The organism is Synechococcus sp. R5-15 (assembly GCF_047462035.1).
Classification (GTDB): Bacteria; Cyanobacteriota; Cyanobacteriia; order Thermostichales; family Thermostichaceae; genus Thermostichus.
This window is the reverse complement of record NZ_JANSIK010000121.1, coordinates 1-17,593: the sequence shown is the minus strand read 5'-3', so window position 1 is coordinate 17,593 and position 17,593 is coordinate 1. Positions and strand designations below refer to the sequence as shown.

The window sequence follows — 17,593 nt, the reverse complement described above, 5'->3', positions numbered from 1 at the left end:
GGCGTCGGCTACGGTCGGCGCTATCCTTCCCTGCCCTGAAGGACGGGGCTTGCCGCGCCTTTTGGTCAACCACTGATAGGCTACTTGCCTGAATAAAGCTGGGATCGGCAGCGCAGCCTCAATGCTAGCCTAGTAAGGCTGTGTTTTTGTGCGAAGCCATGCCTGTTCCTAAGAAGAAAACTTCTAAAGCCCGCAGTCGCAGGCGCTACGCCGTCTGGCTGGGCAAAGCTAAGCTCCAGGCCCAGCGAGCCATGACCATTGGGCGCGCCATTCTCAGCGGTCGCAACACCGGTTTCTACTATCCCAAAGCTAAGTCTGAAGAGGATGAGGAAGAATAGAGGCTTGCTGCAGGGATCCCGGTGTCTGCGCGAGTGATTACACTGGACTAGAGCTGTGCTCCCCTGAAAGCGGTTTTGCTGCCCCTGTAGTCTTGCTCCTCCATAGGTTGCATGCGCTCCTTGACTTCCCTCACCTACTACCAACGGCTGGGTCTGTCTCCAGGGGCATCTCCTGAGGCCATCCGGCGGGCCTACCGGCAATTGAGCAAGCGCTACCATCCCGATACTTCTCCCCTGGCTCCGGAAGTGGCCATTCGCTGCTTCCAAGAGTTGCAGGAGGCCTACCTTGTCCTTAGCAACCCGGCGAAACGGGCCATCTACGATGCCAGCTTACGGGCGGTGACCGCCAACACGGGATCTCTGGGCATGCCGGGATCCCTTGGTGCCGATTCTCTAGAGCTGCGTATGGAAACCCGCCCACTTTCGGCTGGCGAGCTGTGTGCCCTGCTGCTGATGGGATCCACCCTAGTCGTGTGTTTGCTACTGGCAGGTGTCCTCGCTTGGCTGCGAGAGAGTGGGGCAAGCTGATTCTGCGAGCATTTCCTGCCCTCTTCGGTAGGACATTGGGATCGAGTTTTCGGATTCTGGATCAGGAGTGCTTGAATGAACATAGCCCGTTGACTCTAGGGTTTGATTGCTTTTCTTGAATCTCGCCATGCCTTTGCCTCCTGCAACCACGCCCCTGTATAATCACCCCCTCCACATCATCGAACGCTGGCTAGAGGATCAGGGCTGCACCCGCGACCCGCAGGATGTGGAGCAGTGGTTTTGCGAACGGCCTGGCTGGAAAGCCATTTTGCGCCTGGAAGAAACCAGCATTTGGGTGCGATACACCTACCCAGACGGCAACACGAAAACTTTATCTTTTCCCTATTCCCTCAGCCGGCAAGACGTAGAACAGGCCATTTTTGAGAGTTAGCCGAGCCATGCGCGTTCTCCAGTTGCCTGCCCTGCGCGATAACTACATCTACCTGCTCCACAATCCCGACACTGCAACAGCAGCCGTGGTGGATCCGGCAGTGGCTGAGCCCGTGTTGGAAAAGCTGGCCGAGCTGGGGGCGGAGTTGGTGGCCATTTTCAACACCCACCACCACCACGACCACGTGGGGGGCAACCGACAGCTTTTGGAGCGCTATCCCCGTGCCAGAGTCTATGGCAGCCAGGTGGATCGGGGGCGGATCCCTGGCCAGACGGTGGAGCTCAAGGCAGGGGAAACAGTGGAGTTTGCGGGTCGGCTAGCAAAGGTGCTGTTTGTGCCCGGCCATACCCGCGGCCATATTGCCTACTACTTTTCCGAGAGTGGGGATCTCTTCTGTGGCGATACCCTGTTTGCCGGGGGATGCGGGCGGCTGTTTGAAGGCACGCCGGAGCAGATGGTGGGATCCCTGGATCAACTGCGGCAGTTGCCGGAAGCCACACGGGTGTGGTGTGCCCACGAATACACCTTGAACAATCTCAGGTTTGCCCTGACAGTGGATGGAGACAACCCCGACCTGCAGGCGCGTTATCAGCAGGTGGCTGCCCTGCGCCAGACGGGATCCCCGACTGTCCCCAGCACCATTGGCGAGGAACGCCGCACCAATCCCTTCTTGCGTTGGGATCAGCCGGCTTTGCAGGCAGCCACCGGAGCTCAGGATCCGGTGCGGGTCTTCGCTCGCCTGCGCGGTATGAAGGATCAGTTCTGAAAATCGGGTTCTGACAAAAGCTCCTGGAGGTGGCCCAAAACCTGAGGGGATGGTGCTCCTCACCACTAGCACAAACGAAACCCCCGAAGAGCTGCACCGTAATCTGGTGCAGGGGCTTTTCATCAGCCCACCTCGGCCTGCCTCCTGGACACTAGAGCCAGCAGGATAGCCGCCCCCAGCCCTTGAGTGACTACCGAAAAGAGCACTAAGCCAGTCAGGGAGAAATCGTAAAGCACCCCCATCAGGGCGCTGCCCACAAACCAAGCCAATCCATAGACACTGGTAAACAGGCCAAAGGCAAAGCCCCTCGTCTCGGGAGCTACCATACCGGCCACCGCCGCCTTCATGATGGATTCTTGGGCCCCCAAACCAATCCCCCAGAGCACCATGCCCAGCACCGTCAGAGCATAGGTACCGGAAAAGGCCAGCGGCGCAAATCCAGCCGATACCGCCACCGCTCCCAGCAAGCTCCACAGCCCCACGCGGTCGAACAGCCAGCCACATCCCAGGGCGGCCAGGGCATCCACCCCCATGGCCAGGGCATAGAGCAAAGGGATCCCTGCCCCATCGCTCCCTGACTGTTGTTGCAGATGCAGGGCAATGAGGGGAAAATCCGCAAACCCCATAGCCACACAGGCTGCTGCCAAAAGATACAGCCAGAAAACTTTGGGCAAGCCTTTTGCTGGAGTCATCTCCGGCTCCGGCTCGAAGTCTCGTGGGCTGGGATAGAGCCATTGCGCCAGCCCCAAAACCCCCAGTCCTATTGCCGCCGGGATCCCCAAGGCCAAAAACCCACCCCGGAAGCCATAGCCGACTTTCAGAACTGCCGCCACCAACAGCGGCCCTGCCACTGCCCCAATTTGATCTAGGGTCTCATGCAGGCCAAACCCCAAGCCCCGTCCCACCTGCAGGGCTGCATGAGAAAGCAACACGTCCCGCGGCGGAGTGCGGATCCCTTTGCCAGTTCGTTCCGTCAACAACAGCAAGGCCGCCAAAGGCCAACTGCCCACCCAAGCCAGAGCGGGGATCACCAGTGTATTGATGCCATAACCCAGGGTGGTGAGCTGCCAGTAGCGCCCAGTGCGATCGCTCAAAACCCCAATCCCCAGACGCAATCCATAGGCCAACAATTCACCCCCGCCCGCCACCAAGCCCACCACCGTGCCGCTGGCCCCCAGGGATCCCAAAAAAGCTCCAGAAATGCTGCGTGCCCCTTCGTAGGTGGCATCGGCGCAGAGGCTGACGATCCCCAGCAAAACAATAAAGCGCAGGGCAGAAGGGGAATCGGGCATAACCAGCTCCTTGGCAATGGGGAATCTATTTTCAGATCTGGACTATTGTTGTTGATGAGGAACATGATGGAATACTTGTACCCTATGGCAAGTAACTAGACCGTCATGCATCAGAGTTTTTACTTCCGGTAGAAAGGCTTTGATTTTTTCCGGCGTGTCGATGAAAGTTACCAAAATGGGCAGATCTGTGGAAAGCTCTAGAAGGTTACTGCTGCGAATATGACTGTTTCGACCAAAGCCAGCAATAGCTCGCACCACAGTACCACCAGCTAGCCCACGCTGACGACCTAGCTCCAGCAGAGCCAGGTAGAGAGGCTTCCCTTGCCAACGGTCTGACTCGCCGATGTAAATATCCAATTTATAAACTTCTGGTTCATCATCTAGCATACTTGTATCCCTTTTGTCTTTGGGCTGTTGCGATTGTCATGGTTACAGATTTTTCCGCTTCACATAAAGTCTACAGTGAAGTGGGATCCTTGTCAGGCAAGAGATTGGCTGGCATTGGCTGTAGTGAGTAACGCTGGAAAAACTGTATATTGCTTTGGTGAAGAGTGCTCCTTAAGATAAGAAATTCCAGGGGGTTGACTAGTGGGGATCCCGGTGCTTTTAAGAAAAAAGTTATTGCCCAAAATGACCAGTTGCTGCACCTGGCTTTTGGATGGATAGATTGCTGATTGATAGGGGTTACGTTAAACGTTATCGCCACAATCGTGCCAACAGGATCCCAAGCTCCATAGCCAAGGCTCCAAATAGGCAAGAACCGAGCCAATAGACAAGCCCAGTAGCAAAGCGATGTTGCTGCCAGAGGCTAAAGGTATCCAGTTCATAGGTAGAAAAGGTGGTGTAGGAACCCAGGAATCCCACCCCGAACAGCAGGCGAATTTCCGGTGAGATCTCAGGGCGTTCCATAGCCACGGTCATGAACCAACCCATGACCACACAACCCGATAAGTTGATGAACAGGGTTCCGTAGGGAAAGCTAGGGCCAAATCGCTCCGCAAACCAGAGGGATAGATAGTAGCGACTCAGGGATCCGCCAATAGCCCCCAACGCAACCGCAAACGGAACTCTCAAACTGGGAGAGACCAAGCCATGGTTTAGGTAAGCCCACACCGATTGCAAGCGCATCTATTCTCCTTGAACTGTGTTCCCAGAACTTCCTACGGAAAAGGTGGGATCCTTAGCTTTTTCTGCCCTCAGAGATAGGGATCCTGCTTCTCTTGAAGTCCTCTTCCTCTACCAAAATTACCGGAATCGGGCTGGTTTCCAACACCGCTTGGGAAGTGGATCCCACCAAAACCTGCTCCCAGCCGCGGTGGCCCCGCTTGCCCATGACGATGTCGGTTACCTGCCGCTCCTGAGCTAGGGTTACGATGGTCTCTGCCAAGGGCCCCGAGGCCAAGCAAAACTGGTGGCGAATATCCGCCAAAAGACGCTGGGTGAGTTGCCGCAACAGTTCTACCCCTTTCCCCTGCGGCTTATCGGTAACATGCAACACAATCACTTCCCCATCCACCCGCCGCGCCAAATCGGCCACCTTGCGCAGCACGGCTTCGGCCAAAGGGGAGGTGTCCACCGCTGCCAAAAAGCTCACCTTGCCCTGGCTGCCTACCTTGGTGGGATCCACCTCTCCTTTTTCCAAAAGCCGGGGAGCACACACCTGGGTCAGCCAAGCACCCAGGGGGGCCGTGACCAAAATCGACAGAGCCGCCAAAGCCAAAATGATCTCCCCACCGGGGATCCCTTGGGCCAAAGGGATCCCACCAATAGCCGCCTGCACCGTCGCCTTGGCCATGTTGCCCGGTAGCAAAAACAGCCGCTCCCGCCCGTTCCAATTGCTTCCCAGAGTGGAAAGCCACCAACCTAAGCCCCGCCCCAGCAGCAGACTCAAGGTCAAGAGCAGCAAGCCCGGCCAAAACACGGATCCCAGCACCCCCAGATCCAGCGACGCTCCCAACAGCACAAACAACACGATCTCCGCCACCGTCCAGAGGGCATCGAACCCACCTCGCAGCCGCCGCGCCAAGGGGGCATCCAGCTCAATTAGAAAGAACCCCAGGGCCATCACCGCCAAATAGCCGGAAAAATAGGGCCACACCTGCGGTGCCAGCACCAGCCCCAGGGCCATACAGGCAGCCAGCAGCGCTTCCTGGACGCTGTTGCGGGTCCAGTTTTGTTGGGTTAGCAGCGACACCAGAACCCGCGCCCCCAGGTAGCCTATGGCTATGCCCAGCAGGATCTCCATCCCCACTTGGAACGGCAGCCACTGCAGCGGCGATAGCTCCAGCCCCAGCAGGCGAACGCTCTCTGCAGAGCCCTGGCCCAAAAAGCTGAGCAACAGGCTAAACCCTAAGAGCAGCAGCACATCGGAAAGGGCGCTGCCGGTCAAAATGGCATCCGGGATCCCTTTGGTTACTCCCCAGCCCAAACTCTTGAGGCGCAACATCCCCGGCACGATCACGGCTGGCGACTCCGCCCCAATCACGCAGCCCAACAGCAAACCGGTAGGCCAGTCCAACCCCAGGATCCAGGTGCTCAACAGGGCCACCGCCACCGCCTCGCAGGCTGCCGGCAAAAACCCCAGCCGCAGCGCCACGGATCCCTGCTGGGCCAGCTTCTCCCGATCCAGCCCCAGGCCCGCCTTCATCAAAATGATCATCACCGCCACCACCCGCAGATCCCCCGCCGCTGCCAGCACCTCCGGGGATAGGACATCTCCCAGCAAGATCCCCACGAGGATCATCCCCAGCAGGGGGGGCATCCCCAGCCGACCCACGATTTGGCCGACAAAAAAGCCCATCACCAAGATCCACAGCCAACTGCCCAGCATCAACAGATCCTCATCTCCTTGTCGTCAGGGTGTTGAAGGGCAGCCCAGGGGGGAGAGCCTCTGGGGAGTGCGGACGCAAAGCCAAAAACTCCTACCCCCTGGATACCCCCAGAAGTGTAGGAGTCATCAGCCTCAGCCTTGGATGTCAGAACAATCCCAGAAGAATTCTGAATCGGTGCGAGGCGGTTGCGGTGAACTCCATCACCGGTTGCCGGAGCAAGGCTCAAAAGCCGACCGGCAACTGATCCCGCTTGCAGGGTATCATGCTTTCTCTTCCACAACAACTAGGCGATAGGGGCAATCTGGACGGCCAATGGAGCGGTAGAAATCCCGGCAGACATTGTCGGTAAAGCGATCGCTGAGGCCGCGGGTTACCTGCTGCACCACTTGACGGGCCACCCGATAAACCAACTTGCGGGGCAAAACCTGCAAAAACTTAGGCAAAGCCAGCCCAATCTCCAGATGAAGAGACCAGTGAACACGAGTTGTGGGCAGGTCTTTCAGGGATCCCTGCAGCTCCTCCAGCTGGAAATCGGCTTGGCAGCTGACCCGGTAAGGCATTCCTTCATCGCCGGGCAACTCAATCGAGGTCAGACAAAACCGGTAATCTTTATCCGGCCAGATCCTCACCCCAAAACTGGGCTCCAGCTCAAACCCAAGGCCGCCCATGCGAAAAAACTGCAGCCGGTAGGTCTCGGCGGACAAAGCTTCCACCTGCAATGGCCTGAAGCACCGCTGGATCCACTGGGCATGGCCTCTCAGGTAACGGGCCAAGGTCTCCCGATCGGTTTCCAGATCCACTTGGCCACAGCGCGCGGCTTGTAAATCCAGGTGGGCTTTGTCCAGGGAGGGATCCAGAAGATCAGGGGCGCCGCCTTCGGGGGACATGGCCCTTTCACTTGGCGGAACGGCGGGCTTGGAGCTGGCGATAGACATCCCTAACATCTACCTGATAGTGAGCAAGGGCCACGAGGCAGTGGTACCAGAGGTCGGCCATCTCACGGGCCAAAGCCACGCGGTCTTGATCCTTAGCCGCCATCACCACCTCAGCCGTCTCCTCGCCAAGTTTCTTCAAAATGGCATTTTCCCCCTTGGCTAGCAAGCTGCTGGTGTAGGAATCGGGACGGGGATCTGCCTGGCGGGCCTTGACCACGGCAAACACCTGAGACAGAGTATCTGCTGCCGGGATGGGATCCCTTTGATCCCCTGGCAGTGGGCGGAAGAAGCAACTGCGCGCTCCCGTGTGGCACGCTGCATCCCCCACCTGCTCCACCAGGATGACCAGGGCGTCGCCGTCGCAGTCGTAGCGGATTTGCTTGACCCACTGCACATGGCCAGAAGTTTCCCCCTTGGGCCACAACGCCTGCCGCGAGCGGCTCCAAAACCAGGTGCGGCCTGTTTCCAGGGTTTTTTGCAGCGATTCCCGGTTCATCCAGGCCATCATCAGCACTGTTCCGTCCAGGTAGTCCTGCACGATGGCCGGGATCAGGCCCTGTTCATTGTAGGTGAGGCTGCCCAGCCAGGTGATCTCCTCGGGCAGAAGCGATCGAGGGGGATCCGAGGAAGGGTTGAAGGCCAGAGCAGCAACCATAGAGCAGCGACCTGAAAAACCGCATTGAGAGCAGGATAACAGAACCAGCCCTCGCCAAGATATCCTTGACAACCTCAGCCAAGGGGTACCAGTTCCCGTGCCGCCAGGGACAGGACCACCTCTTCTCCCTCACCGGCCAGAGTCACCAGCCAGCGGTCGCGGTTTTCACGGGTGAGGACGATCCCCAGCCTCCCCTTAACAGAAGGAGGATACAACAGCCGTACCCACATGCCCGGCTCGAGCTGGGCAGCCGACCGCAGGGGATCAGCCGGGTTGCCGAGAATCCGCTTCTCCATTACCCAGGTCGCCCCAGGGTTCTCGGCCCCCCCTTCAGCAGCAGATGTCATGACCTCCCTCAGCACACCTCTCCTAAGCACCACCGGCAGGGTAAACAGCAAACTTAGCCCCCAGGGCTAGAGGCAAGCCGGACTTCTTCGGCCAGGATAGACCCTCTGTTGCGGAATGGCTGTATCGCAGATTACCGACTTAACCCGGAGGTCGGGCTGGGAGCACCGGTGTGGGGTTGGACAGAAGCGCTGGGCAGCAGCTTACGCTCCGGCTTGCGCTCTAGGAGCAAGGCTGACCGTTCCAAGCGCGTATCCACCAGTACCGAGGGAGAGGCCAAGTTAACGCGCTCCAGCAGACGCCGCAGCAGTTGAGCATCGATGATGTCCACCCCTTGGCGGGCTGTCGCCGTTCCGGCCACCAGGGGGGTAGGGGTGGCTTGAGGAAGGGATCCCTCAGCAACAGGTTCTGACCCATCGCTGGGCTCTTTTAGCACCAATTCCGCCATTGCCTGGGCCAGCTCTTGACCATACACCCCATCAGGGCCCGAAGGGAGTAGATCCAGCCGTCCCTGCTGAGTGGCCAGGTGGCTCAACCCCAGTTGCACCGCCACCACCGCCGCCCCCCGATCCCCCCGCCTCAAAGTGCGTTGGCTGGCCAAGACGCTCTCTAGCTGGGCTTTGGCTGCATCTTGGTCGCTAGCCGGCAAAAGTTGCACCAGCCCTTCCAGCCGATCTCCCTCAGAGCCAGCCTTGGCCTCGGGATGGGGATCCTCCCGCCAAAGGCGAGTCAGGTCGTAGAGCAAGATGGCATGGGGCACAGGACGGCTGGGCTGGTTGGGACCGGCATGGCCGGTGGCGAGGATCTCCCCTTGGTAGACCAGGGAGGTGCTAAAGCCAGAGTCCAGCAGCACGGCTTCCCGGATCCCGGTTTTGGGCAGCAGACTGGCCAGGATGGCGGCGTTGACGTGGGTTTTGGTAACTCCGATCACCACCCGCTCCTGGTCATCTACCCCAAAGAAAGCTCTGGGGCGAAACTCAGCAGCGCTGGCAAGGCGGAACGAGTTGATCTCCGCCGGAGAGAGGGCATGGCCATCCTTAACCAGCCATAGACCGGCCACAAACAGATCTGTGACATCCGGCATCAACTGGCGGATGTTCTCCAAGTGGGTCATGGTGTCGGGATCAAAGGGCACAAAGCGGAGGCGATCCCTGCCCAGCAGCACCAGCGGCCGGCCGCGGATTGCCTGGTCATCTTCGGGGCGACCGGGGATGAAGGTCTTGTGGTTGGCAGCCATCACCGGCCCCACCATGACGTTGCTGGCGGAGTTGATCCAGGGGATGGAGAAGAAGCTGCCGTTAATGCCAGCATCGGCCTGGTAGCGCTGGACCAACGTCCTGACTTCGTAGCGCCGTTCTGCGTGCACTGTGGCTGCCCGTCCGCCGCGGATGGTGAGCACCCGCACCCCGTCAATGATCTCGTCGGTCAGAGCCAGAGGCTGCGTCACATCCAGCCAGTAGTCGAGGCTGCGGCTGAGGCTAAAGGTGCGGGCGCCAAGAATGGCCTCGGTGAGGCGAAACTGGTTAAAGCGTCGCACCTCCAGCAAGTTGGGCGATTGTCCTGTAAAACCGGGATCCATCGTAAAAGACATCCGGTAACCGGCATCGGCCAGGTATTGCTTCACCCGCTCGTCCCGGTTGCCTTCGGGATAGGCGAAGTAGTGGATGGGGTGGCCCAGCTCCTGCTCCAACTTGGCCTTGCAGTCAAACACCTCTCGCCGTAGGCGGGCATCGTCTAGCACCCGCAGATCAGGAGGATGGTTGACGGTATGGGCGGCAAAGTCAATCAGCCCGCTGGCATCCATCTCCCGCATCTGATCCCAGGTGAAGTGATCCTTGCTGGTGGGCACGCCGACAAAGCCGGTTTGCACAAAGTAGGTGGCGGGGTAGTTGTACTCCTTCAAAAGGGGGTAGGCGTTCTCGTACAGGCCCAGGTAGGCGTCGTCATAAGTGAGCAAAATGGCTTTTTCGGGCAAGGGATCCCCGTCCCGCAGGTGTTTGTACAGTTGGTCGATGTGGATGGGGGTCAACCCCGCCTGCTTAATGGCCTCAAAGTGTTGCCGCAGCTCCGCCGCCGTAGTGTCGAACCAGACCTGCTTGCGGCCAGCCACCACATCGTGATACATGATGGCGGGCACATAAGAAAGGCTGGCCAAGGGATCCAAAGCAAAGGGATCCCGCTCCAGTTGGGTCTCTAAGGAGATGGGCAAGCGCTGTTGAGCCGCTTTAGCGTGGGCGCGGGGGGCAGGGATCTCCGCTAGAGGTGGCGAGAGCCCCGGCAGGCGGCTGACCCAGTCGGGATGAGCAGTTGCCCAGGCCACCAGGGCCCCAGCCCCAAATCCCAGCAGGATCACCAGCAAGCTTAAGAAGGGGAGTAACCTCGGTCGAGACTTGGCCAGCGGACGTCGAGAGGAAGAGGAAAAGCTTTGTCGTGGAGTGGGCGAGGGGTACGGCTGGGATCCCCTTGCTGACCCAAAGCCTGCATGGCCTTGGGGCATCGACCCTCCCAAGCGCGTCGGCTGTCGTCGAGATGTCATGGCCTCACTCCCCACTCCCAATTGCAAAAGCTCAGCCCTCGCCGGAACGCCTTTTCCTACCCAAAGCCCACCCCCAGGACAGCAGGAAAAGGCAGCCTTCCAGGCAACGGCAAAACCAACGCCAGCCTACCACCCCATCCTCAAGTTGGGGATAGGGGAGAAATCGCCGCATGCTTTCTACAGGGATCCCTCGTTGAAATTGTTTGAACCAGAACGGCCTGGACGGGTGGCCTGAAAGAACCCAGAACCTCCCAGGAAGCCGCCCGCTACTCAAGGGTGCTTAGCAGATTGGACTCGGCAATGCTGACGATCTTGCCTCCCATTTGGGTGATCCGTTTCACTTCTTGGGAAAGGCGGCTGAAGGGCACTTTGTACTCGACAACACTTCTGCGCACACCTCCTCCCACGAGGCCGGATACCTTGATGGCGAAGATTTTATCGCTATTGGGCAGCCCTCCTTCTGAGCTGCTGGCCTGAGCAACCTCTGGTTCTGGAGCCGATGCCACCTGAGGCGCCGTGGCGACGCTCTCCCGCTCCAGGAGTAGCCGCCAGCTGCGGGGATAGGCAGGCGCCAAACGATAGACCACCTTATAGGAGCCGGCTATGTGGTCATCCTCGGCCTCCACCTTCACCACAGTTCCCGCTGGAATGTCCAGCTTGGCCCCCTTAGACATGACTTTAATTCCCGGCCAATTGGTGGGCACATCCGTCAGCAGCTCGACCTCAAAGGCTTGATCCCCCAACAACAACTTGGCCATCTCAACAACTCCGTTTTGCTCAGCACTCAGTGGCGGGAGAGCCGCCCACAACCACAGCTTCATCGTCAGACATTCTACCGCTGCCAGGTGCCCACCAGAAGCTTCCCGCTGGCATGGGTCAGCTGACGTCCTCCCTTCAACGAATTGAGGGAGATCACTGATGTCCTCCCATTCTAGAATTGGGGTGTTGTAGATTTGTTAAGCAGCTGTAGATTTATTGCGGAGGTAGAGGGAGCGCCATGAACCTGTTGAGCTTGGCCTTGCCGGATCTGTCGGCAGCTTCGGATGGGTTAGCCGCCACCTTGCAGCCCGTAGCCCAGTTTTTTGCCGGCCTTAACTTGCCCCAACCCATTGTGCAATGGGGTCACCCCTTGATGATGGGGATCGTGGTGGTGGTGATGGGCAGCTTTGTCGGCCTGACTGGGTGGCGAGGACGGGCCTTGCGTCTGGCAGCCGCCTCCACAGCGCCAGAGGGATCCCTGCCGGAAGCGGCCCAGAAGCCTCTGCTTGACCACCGCAAATTGGCCCCCTGGATGGCCACCTTCATTGCCTTGGGCTACACTGGCGGCCTTCTTTCTCTGGTGATGCAAGGGAAGCCCCTGTTGAGCAGCCCCCATTTTTGGACGGGATCCCTGGTGTTGCTGTTGTTGGCGGTGAATGGAGCTTTGTCCCTCAGCGGCTTTGGGGGCAACCGCGCTGCTTTGCGCACCACCCATGCCTATGTGGGCAGCCTCATTCTATGTGTACTGTTTGCCCATGCCCTGCTTGGGCTCAAGCTGGGTTTGTCGTTGTGAGTGGCAGTAGGCTTCCCTCTGCCTGGGCAGGAACTAGCGATAAGGCTGCAGGGATTGCAGCAGGTGGAGCACGGTGAAAATGCCGATACCCAGCAGGACGACGGATCCCACCAGGTAGCTGCTGGCATTGGAGCGCTGCTCTTCCAAGAGGGCTTCAGGGGATTTGGGGGCAATCATAAACCTTTCCCCAGAAAGGGGTTTTCGGATCACGGGATCCCCTGCCTCAAAACGCACCTGCCCCATGGTATACGCCATCGCATCCACCGGAATCACCCATTCCTTATAGATAAAAGCTCGGGTGGAGCGATTTTCTGTTCTCACTCCGGAAAGGTAGCGCTTGAGATTGAAGTTGAACCGGCTGGGCCCTTTTCCTGGAAAAATATGCTCATCCACAACCGACATAGCCTCTATCTCCGCACCTGTGGGATCCACCCTCACCCTTCCAGTTTCGTCTTCGATGAAAAAAGGGATCTGGCGAACCACCGAGTGAAGGGTTTCGTCTCTCGTTCTCGTCTCTCTTTCAAGGAGATATTCCCGACCTGTGCTCGGATCGTAATACACGTTGGCGTAGTGTTTTTGGGGAGAGCTTACTTCGGAAAACGGCGATTTTTGAGGATAGCCTGGAGAGCCAAGCTGCTGGGGGTAGTCGGGGTAACCAGGCTTTTTCTGGAAAGAACCGGAACCGGGGTAGCCAGGGTTGGGCTTTTGTGGAAAAGAATTAGAGTAGTCGGGATCAACCCTTTTCTGAAAAGAACCGGAGTCAGAGTAGCCCAAGCCGGGCTTTTTCCCGACCATCTCCCCCGGATAGGATTTTGCTCGGGATCCCAAGCGTAGAGCGTTCTGATATTCGCCTTCGCTGATCCGTTCGCTATACGCTACATCGCCTTGGCTATTCAAATACCTTCGATAGCATTCGATCTCGTCATACTCCCAAGAGATCTCAGACTTGTAGTAGACGCAAGGCTGTCGCGAAAGTTCCGATACCAAAGGCCGATCGCACACAACCCTGCCGTAAACTTGAGCCAAGTTTGCTCCTTTTGCCTGGGGGTTGGTCTGACCGAGATGGCGAAGCTCGGCTATCTTGAGCAACCGAGTTGCAGAGAGCTGTTGAACCAACCTTTGGGAGCGCAAATACTCAACAAACGAAAACAGAGAGGCAGGAAGACAAAGCAGACCAAGCAGCATCAGCCAGTTCATAAAGGCCTTCCTTTCCGGGGGTGGGAGTGAAGTTGGCCTCATGCTAGCAGTTACCTGTGAAACAGGATTTAAGAGAAGTTTAAGGCAATCCCGAATGCGGGCAGTTCCAAACTTTACCAAGAAGCTAGGCCTGAAGCCCCGCCCTTCCAGGACGGCTTTTGCCCTGTTAGACCTGCAATAAGATACACCCACGCTGGTCAGAGAAGCCAAACTCCTCAACGCCACTCCAGCGCAGTACCAAGCCTTGGATGACAGAGTACACCGGCCAGGTGGTGGGGCTGGATGTGGGCGACAGCAGTGGGCAAGCTGTGCCGTGTCTCCAGTTTTTGCGTCGTGCCGAAAGGAGATTGAAGCAACAGCAAAGAAGACTGAGCAGAAAGTTAGGCCCACGGCCCGCTGGCGTGAATAGGAAGGGGGTAAAACCTCAATACAGCAACTACCACAAGTAGAGGAAGCGGCTTGGCGAGGTACACTTCAACCAAATCAAAGTCTGGCGCCAGCGTAGAGACCGGGTTATTGAGCTAGCCCAGTGTGTGGGAATGTCTCACGACATTGTGGTTTATGAGGACTTGCAGGTGCAGAACTTGGTGAGAAATCACCACTTGGCCAAGTCTTTCACGCTAGCGGCGCGGAGCGCTTGGGGGAACGACTGGGGAGATAGGCACCGCCGTCGTGGAGGGGAAACCTGATACAGCTAAGTGCTGTCGCAGAACTAGGAACCAGAATCCTTGCTCTTTGGGGCGGGGGGCATGTCAATCGCGCAACACGTAGCCTACCCCGCGCACCGTCTGGATAAGGCGCTTCTCCCCTGGGCCTTCGATCTTGAGGCGCAAGTAGCGAATATAGACCTCGATGATATTGGAGTCGCCCGTGAAGTCGCAGCCCCACACATGCTCTAAGATCTGTTGGCGGGTGAGCACCTGACGGGGATGTTCCATCAAGTAGCGCAGCAGGTCGTATTCTTTGGCCGTCAGCTCCACCTGTCGCTCTCCCCGGGTTACCTCCCGCGTTACGGGATCCAGAATCAGATCCATGAACACCAACTGGCCGTCGCGGGATCGCCTTGGCTGCCGCAAATAGATCCGTATCCGAGACAGCAGCTCCTGAATGCTGAAGGGTTTGACCACGTAATCATCCGCCCCGGCATCCAACCCCGCTGCTCGATCCGCCACCTCATCTCTGGCGGTCATCAACACCACCGGCACGCGGTTGCCCGTTGAGCGCAGTCGCCGACAAATTTCCAAACCTGAGATGCCGGGCAACATCCAGTCCAACAGCACCAAGTCGGGGTTTTGGTCGCAGGCTGCCCTCAACCCGGCCATGCCATCGCTGGCTACGCTGACTCGATATCCCTCACAGGTCAGCTCCGTTTCCACAAAACGAGCCAGCTTAGCTTCATCTTCGATCACCAGAATGTGGGCAGAAGAGGGTTCAGGCTCTGGCATACGCTCTCTTGCTGAATCCAAGGAAGACGCCGAAAAACTTGCTCATTGCCCCCAAGCATATCTCAACCGTATGGATTGGCAGTCGAGATGACTGAATCCGTCCTAGCCTGCAACAGCCCTGTGGAATTGCCTGGGGTTGATATCAGCAAGTGCTTTGAGTTATTCAAAAGGCATTCATGTACCTTATCACCATGAGTATCCTAAGCCATGACCCTCTCTCCTGTTCGGCTCACCCCGCCCCTACCTCCCATTCGATGGGAAAAACTGCCGGAAGACTTTCCCTTGCCGGATGAGCCTGTGGAAAGCACCTTACAGCCCCTTTTGGCTGCTGCTCTGCGTGAGGCATTGGAACTCGCTCAGATGATCCCTGCCCAGGCTTTGATCGCCTCCAACTTTGGCCTTTGCAGCACTGTCGGGGACAAGGTGGTGGTGAAAGCCCCCGACTGGGTTTATGTGCCCGCAGTACAGCCGATTCCCGAAGGAGAGATCCGCCGCAGCTATACCCCCCACCTAGAAGGGGATCCCCCGGCGATTGTGATGGAATTCATCTCCGAAACCGAGGGCGGCGAGTACTCCATCAATCCCCACTATCCCTATGGAAAATGGTATTTCTACGAGCGCATTTTGCAGGTGCCTGTCTATGTAATCTTTCATCCCAAAACCGGTGAGCTGGATGTCTACCGCCTGGAGAATGGCCGCTATACCCCTGTATCGGCGGATGAAAACCGTCGCTACTGGATCCCGGAGATTGGCTTGTTTTTGGGGGTGTGGCGGGGACAAAAAGCCGAGACCAAAGCCAACTGGTTGCGTTGGTGGACTGCCGATGGGAGTTTGCTGCTGTGGGGGAGTGAACATATAGAGCAGGAGCGGCAGCGGGCCGAACAGGAGCGGCAGCGGGCTGAACAGGAACGGCAACGGGCCGAGGCGGCAGAGGCAGCTCTCGAACAAGCCCGTCTGGAACAGCAGCGCCTAGCCGCGAAATTGCGGGAGTTGGGCGTGGATCCCGAGGCAATAGCCGATTGAGGGCTCTCCTAGTAGGTGCGCCCGCGCCAAGAGCGGGGCCGGCTGAGGGCAGATAGGATTATCCGCAGAACGGCCAAGGGATCCGCCAGCGGAGAGATCCAAAACGTCCAGGGGGGGTCTTGATAGGAGCCGCGAATCCCCACGAGCACACCCAACCGTAGGGCAAGCAACCCCAAGTTCAGCCCCAACAGCAATTGCTCCGTCAGGGAGAGGGAAAGCCCTAAGCCGATCATGCCCAGTAAACCCACCGCCGCCAGCCCAGGGATCCCTTGGGTCAGGACGAGAAGCGCCATATCCCCCCACAACTGGGCCACAGGGGTGGCATCTTTCAAATCGAGGGATCGGCCCCACTCTCGCCAAGTTTCGCCAAAAGAAGTGTACATGCGCACCTTGAGCAGGTGCCGACCGTCGTAAAAAGCTACTTTAAAGCCGGCTGCCGCAATCTGCCGCACCAGGGTCACATCGTCACAAAATGAAGCCCGCGCCACTGTGTAGCCATTCATCGCTTCCAGCACCGACCGGCGCACTAGCATACATTGCCCATTGGCCATCGTCCGTTCCGGCAGGGTGGCGGTGTCTCCGGCTGCCCCATAGCGATAGATCAGGGTTACCAAAAGAGCCGGTTGCAGCCAGCCTTCCCCCCGGTGCTGCAAGATAAACTGCGGTGCCAGGGTGATCAGATCCAGACCTTGGGCCTGGGCAGTTTCCAGCAGGCGCTCCACCAATCCTGGCTGGGGACGGGTATCGGCATCAATGCCCAGGATCCACTCAGAGGCCGGATCCGACTGGAGAAATCCATAGTGCAAGGCCCAGGGGCGGCCCACCCATCCGTTGGGCAAGGGATCGTCGGTTACCAGACGGAAGCGCGGATCCCGCTTGGCCATCTGCAGCACTTTTTCGGGGGTGCCATCTTGAGAGCGGCTGTCCACCACCAGCACCTCCCGCAGGACGGAGCTCTGTTGGTGCAATCCTTCCAGGCAGGGATCGATGCGCTCGGCTTCGTTGAGGGTGGGCAACAACACGCTGACCAAGCCCGGCTGCAAAGGGATCCCAGGCTGACCGGGAGGCAGAGGGGAAGGGCGCCGCAAAGAGGGCAGCAGCCGCGCCAGCAGCACCGCCAGCATCGGCACTTGCATAACCAATAGACTCAGGGCGGCAGCATCTCCAGCCCAGGCAGGGATCCCGTTCATGCCAGTTCTAACCTGTAAGGGAAAAGTGTCCAAGAATGCTTGCAAGAGAAGCCCAGGGAGGACAAACTCATACTCATGGTGATTTAGCAATTCAAAATCAGTCTGGTTGCATCGTGCCTGTGCCCATCCCCCCTCAAACCTGACGGGCTTTTCATGGATGTCTTCATCCAGCTCAGCCACAAGGGATCCCCTGTTACGGTTGTGAAATTGCACAGTGAAAGGCTCAACGCCGCGATTGCCCGCGAGGTACGGAAAGAGCTAAGCCAAATTCTCACCGAGAAACCGGGGCATTTCTTGTTGGATCTTAGTCAGGTTAGCCTGATCGACAGCATGGGGTTGTCGGTTCTGGTTTGGGCGCATCGCCATTGCCGCACTTTAGGCTATCAACTCAAGTTCTGCAGCCTGCAGGAGCAGGTCAAGCTGCTCTTCTCCATCACCGGCTTGGATGCCATTTACGAGATCTACCCCTCTGTAGAAAAGGCACTTGAGTCTTTTCCGTAGCTGATACATTCACGCTGAACTCTCCTGAACATGGTTCAGGAAAGGAGCGATCGCATCCTGCCTATCTC

General features: G+C 58.2%; 20 protein-coding genes and 1 riboswitch. Of the genes, 8 read left to right on the top strand and 12 right to left on the bottom strand.

Annotated elements, in window-relative coordinates; translation table 11 throughout:
- Positions 1 to 158 precede the first annotated feature (158 nt).
- From NW839_RS10735 to gloB, 4 genes are all read left to right on the top strand, one after another.
- A complete protein-coding gene (locus NW839_RS10735) occupies positions 159 to 338 on the top strand; it encodes a 50S ribosomal protein L32 (protein ID WP_011431820.1) in 180 nt (59 codons plus the stop codon).
- Between the two features lie 111 nt (positions 339 to 449).
- Complete coding sequence (locus NW839_RS10730) at positions 450 to 866, top strand: J domain-containing protein (RefSeq protein WP_414351179.1); 417 nt, start codon at positions 450 to 452, stop codon at positions 864 to 866.
- 127 nt (positions 867 to 993) lie between these two features.
- Positions 994 to 1,257: a DUF3143 domain-containing protein gene (locus NW839_RS10725; protein WP_414351177.1), complete on the top strand. Its 264-nt coding sequence runs from the start codon at positions 994 to 996 to the stop codon at positions 1,255 to 1,257.
- 7 nt (positions 1,258 to 1,264) lie between these two features.
- On the top strand, positions 1,265 to 2,023 hold the full coding sequence (gene gloB / locus NW839_RS10720; RefSeq protein ID WP_414351175.1) for a hydroxyacylglutathione hydrolase: 759 nt from the start codon (positions 1,265 to 1,267) through the stop codon (positions 2,021 to 2,023).
- A 122-nt stretch (positions 2,024 to 2,145) separates the two neighbouring features.
- On the opposite strand, the gene NW839_RS10715 is transcribed toward gloB, so the two are convergent.
- From NW839_RS10715 to NW839_RS10675, 9 genes are all read right to left on the bottom strand, one after another.
- Entirely contained in the window at positions 2,146 to 3,315 is a 1,170-nt protein-coding gene (locus NW839_RS10715; protein ID WP_414351173.1) for an MFS transporter, read from the bottom strand.
- 42 nt (positions 3,316 to 3,357) lie between these two features.
- Positions 3,358 to 3,702, bottom strand: coding sequence for a DUF190 domain-containing protein (locus NW839_RS10710; protein WP_011431825.1), 345 nt, complete (start codon positions 3,700 to 3,702; stop codon positions 3,358 to 3,360).
- A 309-nt stretch (positions 3,703 to 4,011) separates the two neighbouring features.
- Positions 4,012 to 4,443, bottom strand: coding sequence for a fluoride efflux transporter CrcB (gene crcB, locus NW839_RS10705; RefSeq protein WP_414351171.1), 432 nt, complete (start codon positions 4,441 to 4,443; stop codon positions 4,012 to 4,014).
- 52 nt (positions 4,444 to 4,495) lie between these two features.
- Positions 4,496 to 6,145, bottom strand: coding sequence for a cation:proton antiporter (locus tag NW839_RS10700; RefSeq protein ID WP_414351170.1), 1,650 nt, complete (start codon positions 6,143 to 6,145; stop codon positions 4,496 to 4,498).
- Between the two features lie 110 nt (positions 6,146 to 6,255).
- A riboswitch (Fluoride riboswitch) is annotated at positions 6,256 to 6,360 on the bottom strand.
- 46 nt (positions 6,361 to 6,406) lie between these two features.
- Positions 6,407 to 7,033, bottom strand: a complete 627-nt coding sequence (locus NW839_RS10695; protein WP_414351167.1) for a DUF1997 domain-containing protein — start codon at positions 7,031 to 7,033, stop codon at positions 6,407 to 6,409.
- 7 nt (positions 7,034 to 7,040) lie between these two features.
- Positions 7,041 to 7,736, bottom strand: coding sequence for a bifunctional phosphoribosyl-AMP cyclohydrolase/phosphoribosyl-ATP diphosphatase HisIE (gene hisIE, locus NW839_RS10690; RefSeq protein ID WP_414351166.1), 696 nt, complete (start codon positions 7,734 to 7,736; stop codon positions 7,041 to 7,043).
- A 74-nt stretch (positions 7,737 to 7,810) separates the two neighbouring features.
- Positions 7,811 to 8,083 (bottom strand): hypothetical protein, encoded by a 273-nt coding sequence (locus NW839_RS10685; protein ID WP_414331484.1) that lies wholly within the window; start codon positions 8,081 to 8,083, stop codon positions 7,811 to 7,813.
- A gap of 131 nt (positions 8,084 to 8,214) precedes the next feature.
- The gene (locus tag NW839_RS10680) at positions 8,215 to 10,617 is read right to left on the bottom strand and encodes a polysaccharide deacetylase family protein (protein ID WP_414351163.1); all 2,403 of its coding nucleotides are present in this window, start codon (positions 10,615 to 10,617) and stop codon (positions 8,215 to 8,217) included.
- Between the two features lie 266 nt (positions 10,618 to 10,883).
- Positions 10,884 to 11,375 carry a phycobilisome linker polypeptide gene (locus NW839_RS10675; protein ID WP_071818135.1) on the bottom strand — a complete coding sequence of 164 codons (492 nt, stop codon included), beginning with the start codon at positions 11,373 to 11,375 and terminating at the stop codon, positions 10,884 to 10,886.
- A 239-nt stretch (positions 11,376 to 11,614) separates the two neighbouring features.
- On the opposite strand from NW839_RS10675, the gene NW839_RS10670 reads away from it, so the two are divergent.
- On the top strand, positions 11,615 to 12,169 hold the full coding sequence (locus NW839_RS10670) for a DUF4079 domain-containing protein (protein ID WP_011431843.1): 555 nt from the start codon (positions 11,615 to 11,617) through the stop codon (positions 12,167 to 12,169).
- 33 nt (positions 12,170 to 12,202) lie between these two features.
- Here the strand turns inward: NW839_RS10670 and NW839_RS10665 are convergent, their stop codons facing one another.
- Positions 12,203 to 13,195 (bottom strand): E3 ubiquitin ligase family protein, encoded by a 993-nt coding sequence (locus tag NW839_RS10665; protein ID WP_414380637.1) that lies wholly within the window; start codon positions 13,193 to 13,195, stop codon positions 12,203 to 12,205.
- Positions 13,196 to 13,905: 710 nt separating this feature from the next.
- Between NW839_RS10665 and NW839_RS10660 the strand changes: the two genes are divergently transcribed.
- Positions 13,906 to 14,055 carry a hypothetical protein gene (locus tag NW839_RS10660; RefSeq protein WP_187147255.1) on the top strand — a complete coding sequence of 50 codons (150 nt, stop codon included), beginning with the start codon at positions 13,906 to 13,908 and terminating at the stop codon, positions 14,053 to 14,055.
- A gap of 63 nt (positions 14,056 to 14,118) precedes the next feature.
- On the opposite strand, the gene NW839_RS10655 is transcribed toward NW839_RS10660, so the two are convergent.
- A complete protein-coding gene (locus NW839_RS10655; RefSeq protein ID WP_414351156.1) occupies positions 14,119 to 14,811 on the bottom strand; it encodes a response regulator transcription factor in 693 nt (230 codons plus the stop codon).
- A 207-nt stretch (positions 14,812 to 15,018) separates the two neighbouring features.
- On the opposite strand from NW839_RS10655, the gene NW839_RS10650 reads away from it, so the two are divergent.
- Entirely contained in the window at positions 15,019 to 15,834 is an 816-nt protein-coding gene (locus NW839_RS10650) for a Uma2 family endonuclease (protein ID WP_414351155.1), read from the top strand.
- Positions 15,835 to 15,842: 8 nt separating this feature from the next.
- Here NW839_RS10650 and NW839_RS10645 read toward each other — a convergent pair whose 3' ends face one another.
- Positions 15,843 to 17,024, bottom strand: coding sequence for a glycosyltransferase family 2 protein (locus NW839_RS10645; protein WP_414351153.1), 1,182 nt, complete (start codon positions 17,022 to 17,024; stop codon positions 15,843 to 15,845).
- A 153-nt stretch (positions 17,025 to 17,177) separates the two neighbouring features.
- Between NW839_RS10645 and NW839_RS10640 the strand changes: the two genes are divergently transcribed.
- On the top strand, positions 17,178 to 17,525 hold the full coding sequence (locus tag NW839_RS10640; RefSeq protein WP_414351151.1) for an STAS domain-containing protein: 348 nt from the start codon (positions 17,178 to 17,180) through the stop codon (positions 17,523 to 17,525).
- Positions 17,526 to 17,593: the final 68 nt, after the last annotated feature.

What these genes read in the sequence shown, in the direction of transcription:
- NW839_RS10685 (WP_414331484.1), bottom strand. Translation starts at nt 8,083, where the DNA reads ATGACATCTGCTGCTGAAGGGGGGGCCGAGAACCCTGGGGCGACCTGG.
- NW839_RS10700 (WP_414351170.1), bottom strand. Translation starts at nt 6,145, where the DNA reads ATGCTGGGCAGTTGGCTGTGGATCTTGGTGATGGGCTTTTTTGTCGGC.
- NW839_RS10735 (WP_011431820.1), top strand. Translation starts at nt 159, where the DNA reads ATGCCTGTTCCTAAGAAGAAAACTTCTAAAGCCCGCAGTCGCAGGCGC.
- NW839_RS10640 (WP_414351151.1), top strand. Translation starts at nt 17,178, where the DNA reads ATGGATGTCTTCATCCAGCTCAGCCACAAGGGATCCCCTGTTACGGTT.
- NW839_RS10650 (WP_414351155.1), top strand. Translation starts at nt 15,019, where the DNA reads ATGACCCTCTCTCCTGTTCGGCTCACCCCGCCCCTACCTCCCATTCGA.
- NW839_RS10730 (WP_414351179.1), top strand. Translation starts at nt 450, where the DNA reads ATGCGCTCCTTGACTTCCCTCACCTACTACCAACGGCTGGGTCTGTCT.
- NW839_RS10680 (WP_414351163.1), bottom strand. Translation starts at nt 10,617, where the DNA reads ATGACATCTCGACGACAGCCGACGCGCTTGGGAGGGTCGATGCCCCAA.
- NW839_RS10675 (WP_071818135.1), bottom strand. Translation starts at nt 11,375, where the DNA reads ATGGCCAAGTTGTTGTTGGGGGATCAAGCCTTTGAGGTCGAGCTGCTG.
- hisIE (WP_414351166.1), bottom strand. Translation starts at nt 7,736, where the DNA reads ATGGTTGCTGCTCTGGCCTTCAACCCTTCCTCGGATCCCCCTCGATCG.
- NW839_RS10655 (WP_414351156.1), bottom strand. Translation starts at nt 14,811, where the DNA reads ATGCCAGAGCCTGAACCCTCTTCTGCCCACATTCTGGTGATCGAAGAT.
- NW839_RS10645 (WP_414351153.1), bottom strand. Translation starts at nt 17,024, where the DNA reads ATGAACGGGATCCCTGCCTGGGCTGGAGATGCTGCCGCCCTGAGTCTA.
- NW839_RS10725 (WP_414351177.1), top strand. Translation starts at nt 994, where the DNA reads ATGCCTTTGCCTCCTGCAACCACGCCCCTGTATAATCACCCCCTCCAC.
- NW839_RS10660 (WP_187147255.1), top strand. Translation starts at nt 13,906, where the DNA reads ATGTCTCACGACATTGTGGTTTATGAGGACTTGCAGGTGCAGAACTTG.
- NW839_RS10695 (WP_414351167.1), bottom strand. Translation starts at nt 7,033, where the DNA reads ATGTCCCCCGAAGGCGGCGCCCCTGATCTTCTGGATCCCTCCCTGGAC.
- NW839_RS10670 (WP_011431843.1), top strand. Translation starts at nt 11,615, where the DNA reads ATGAACCTGTTGAGCTTGGCCTTGCCGGATCTGTCGGCAGCTTCGGAT.
- gloB (WP_414351175.1), top strand. Translation starts at nt 1,265, where the DNA reads ATGCGCGTTCTCCAGTTGCCTGCCCTGCGCGATAACTACATCTACCTG.
- NW839_RS10715 (WP_414351173.1), bottom strand. Translation starts at nt 3,315, where the DNA reads ATGCCCGATTCCCCTTCTGCCCTGCGCTTTATTGTTTTGCTGGGGATC.
- crcB (WP_414351171.1), bottom strand. Translation starts at nt 4,443, where the DNA reads ATGCGCTTGCAATCGGTGTGGGCTTACCTAAACCATGGCTTGGTCTCT.
- NW839_RS10710 (WP_011431825.1), bottom strand. Translation starts at nt 3,702, where the DNA reads ATGCTAGATGATGAACCAGAAGTTTATAAATTGGATATTTACATCGGC.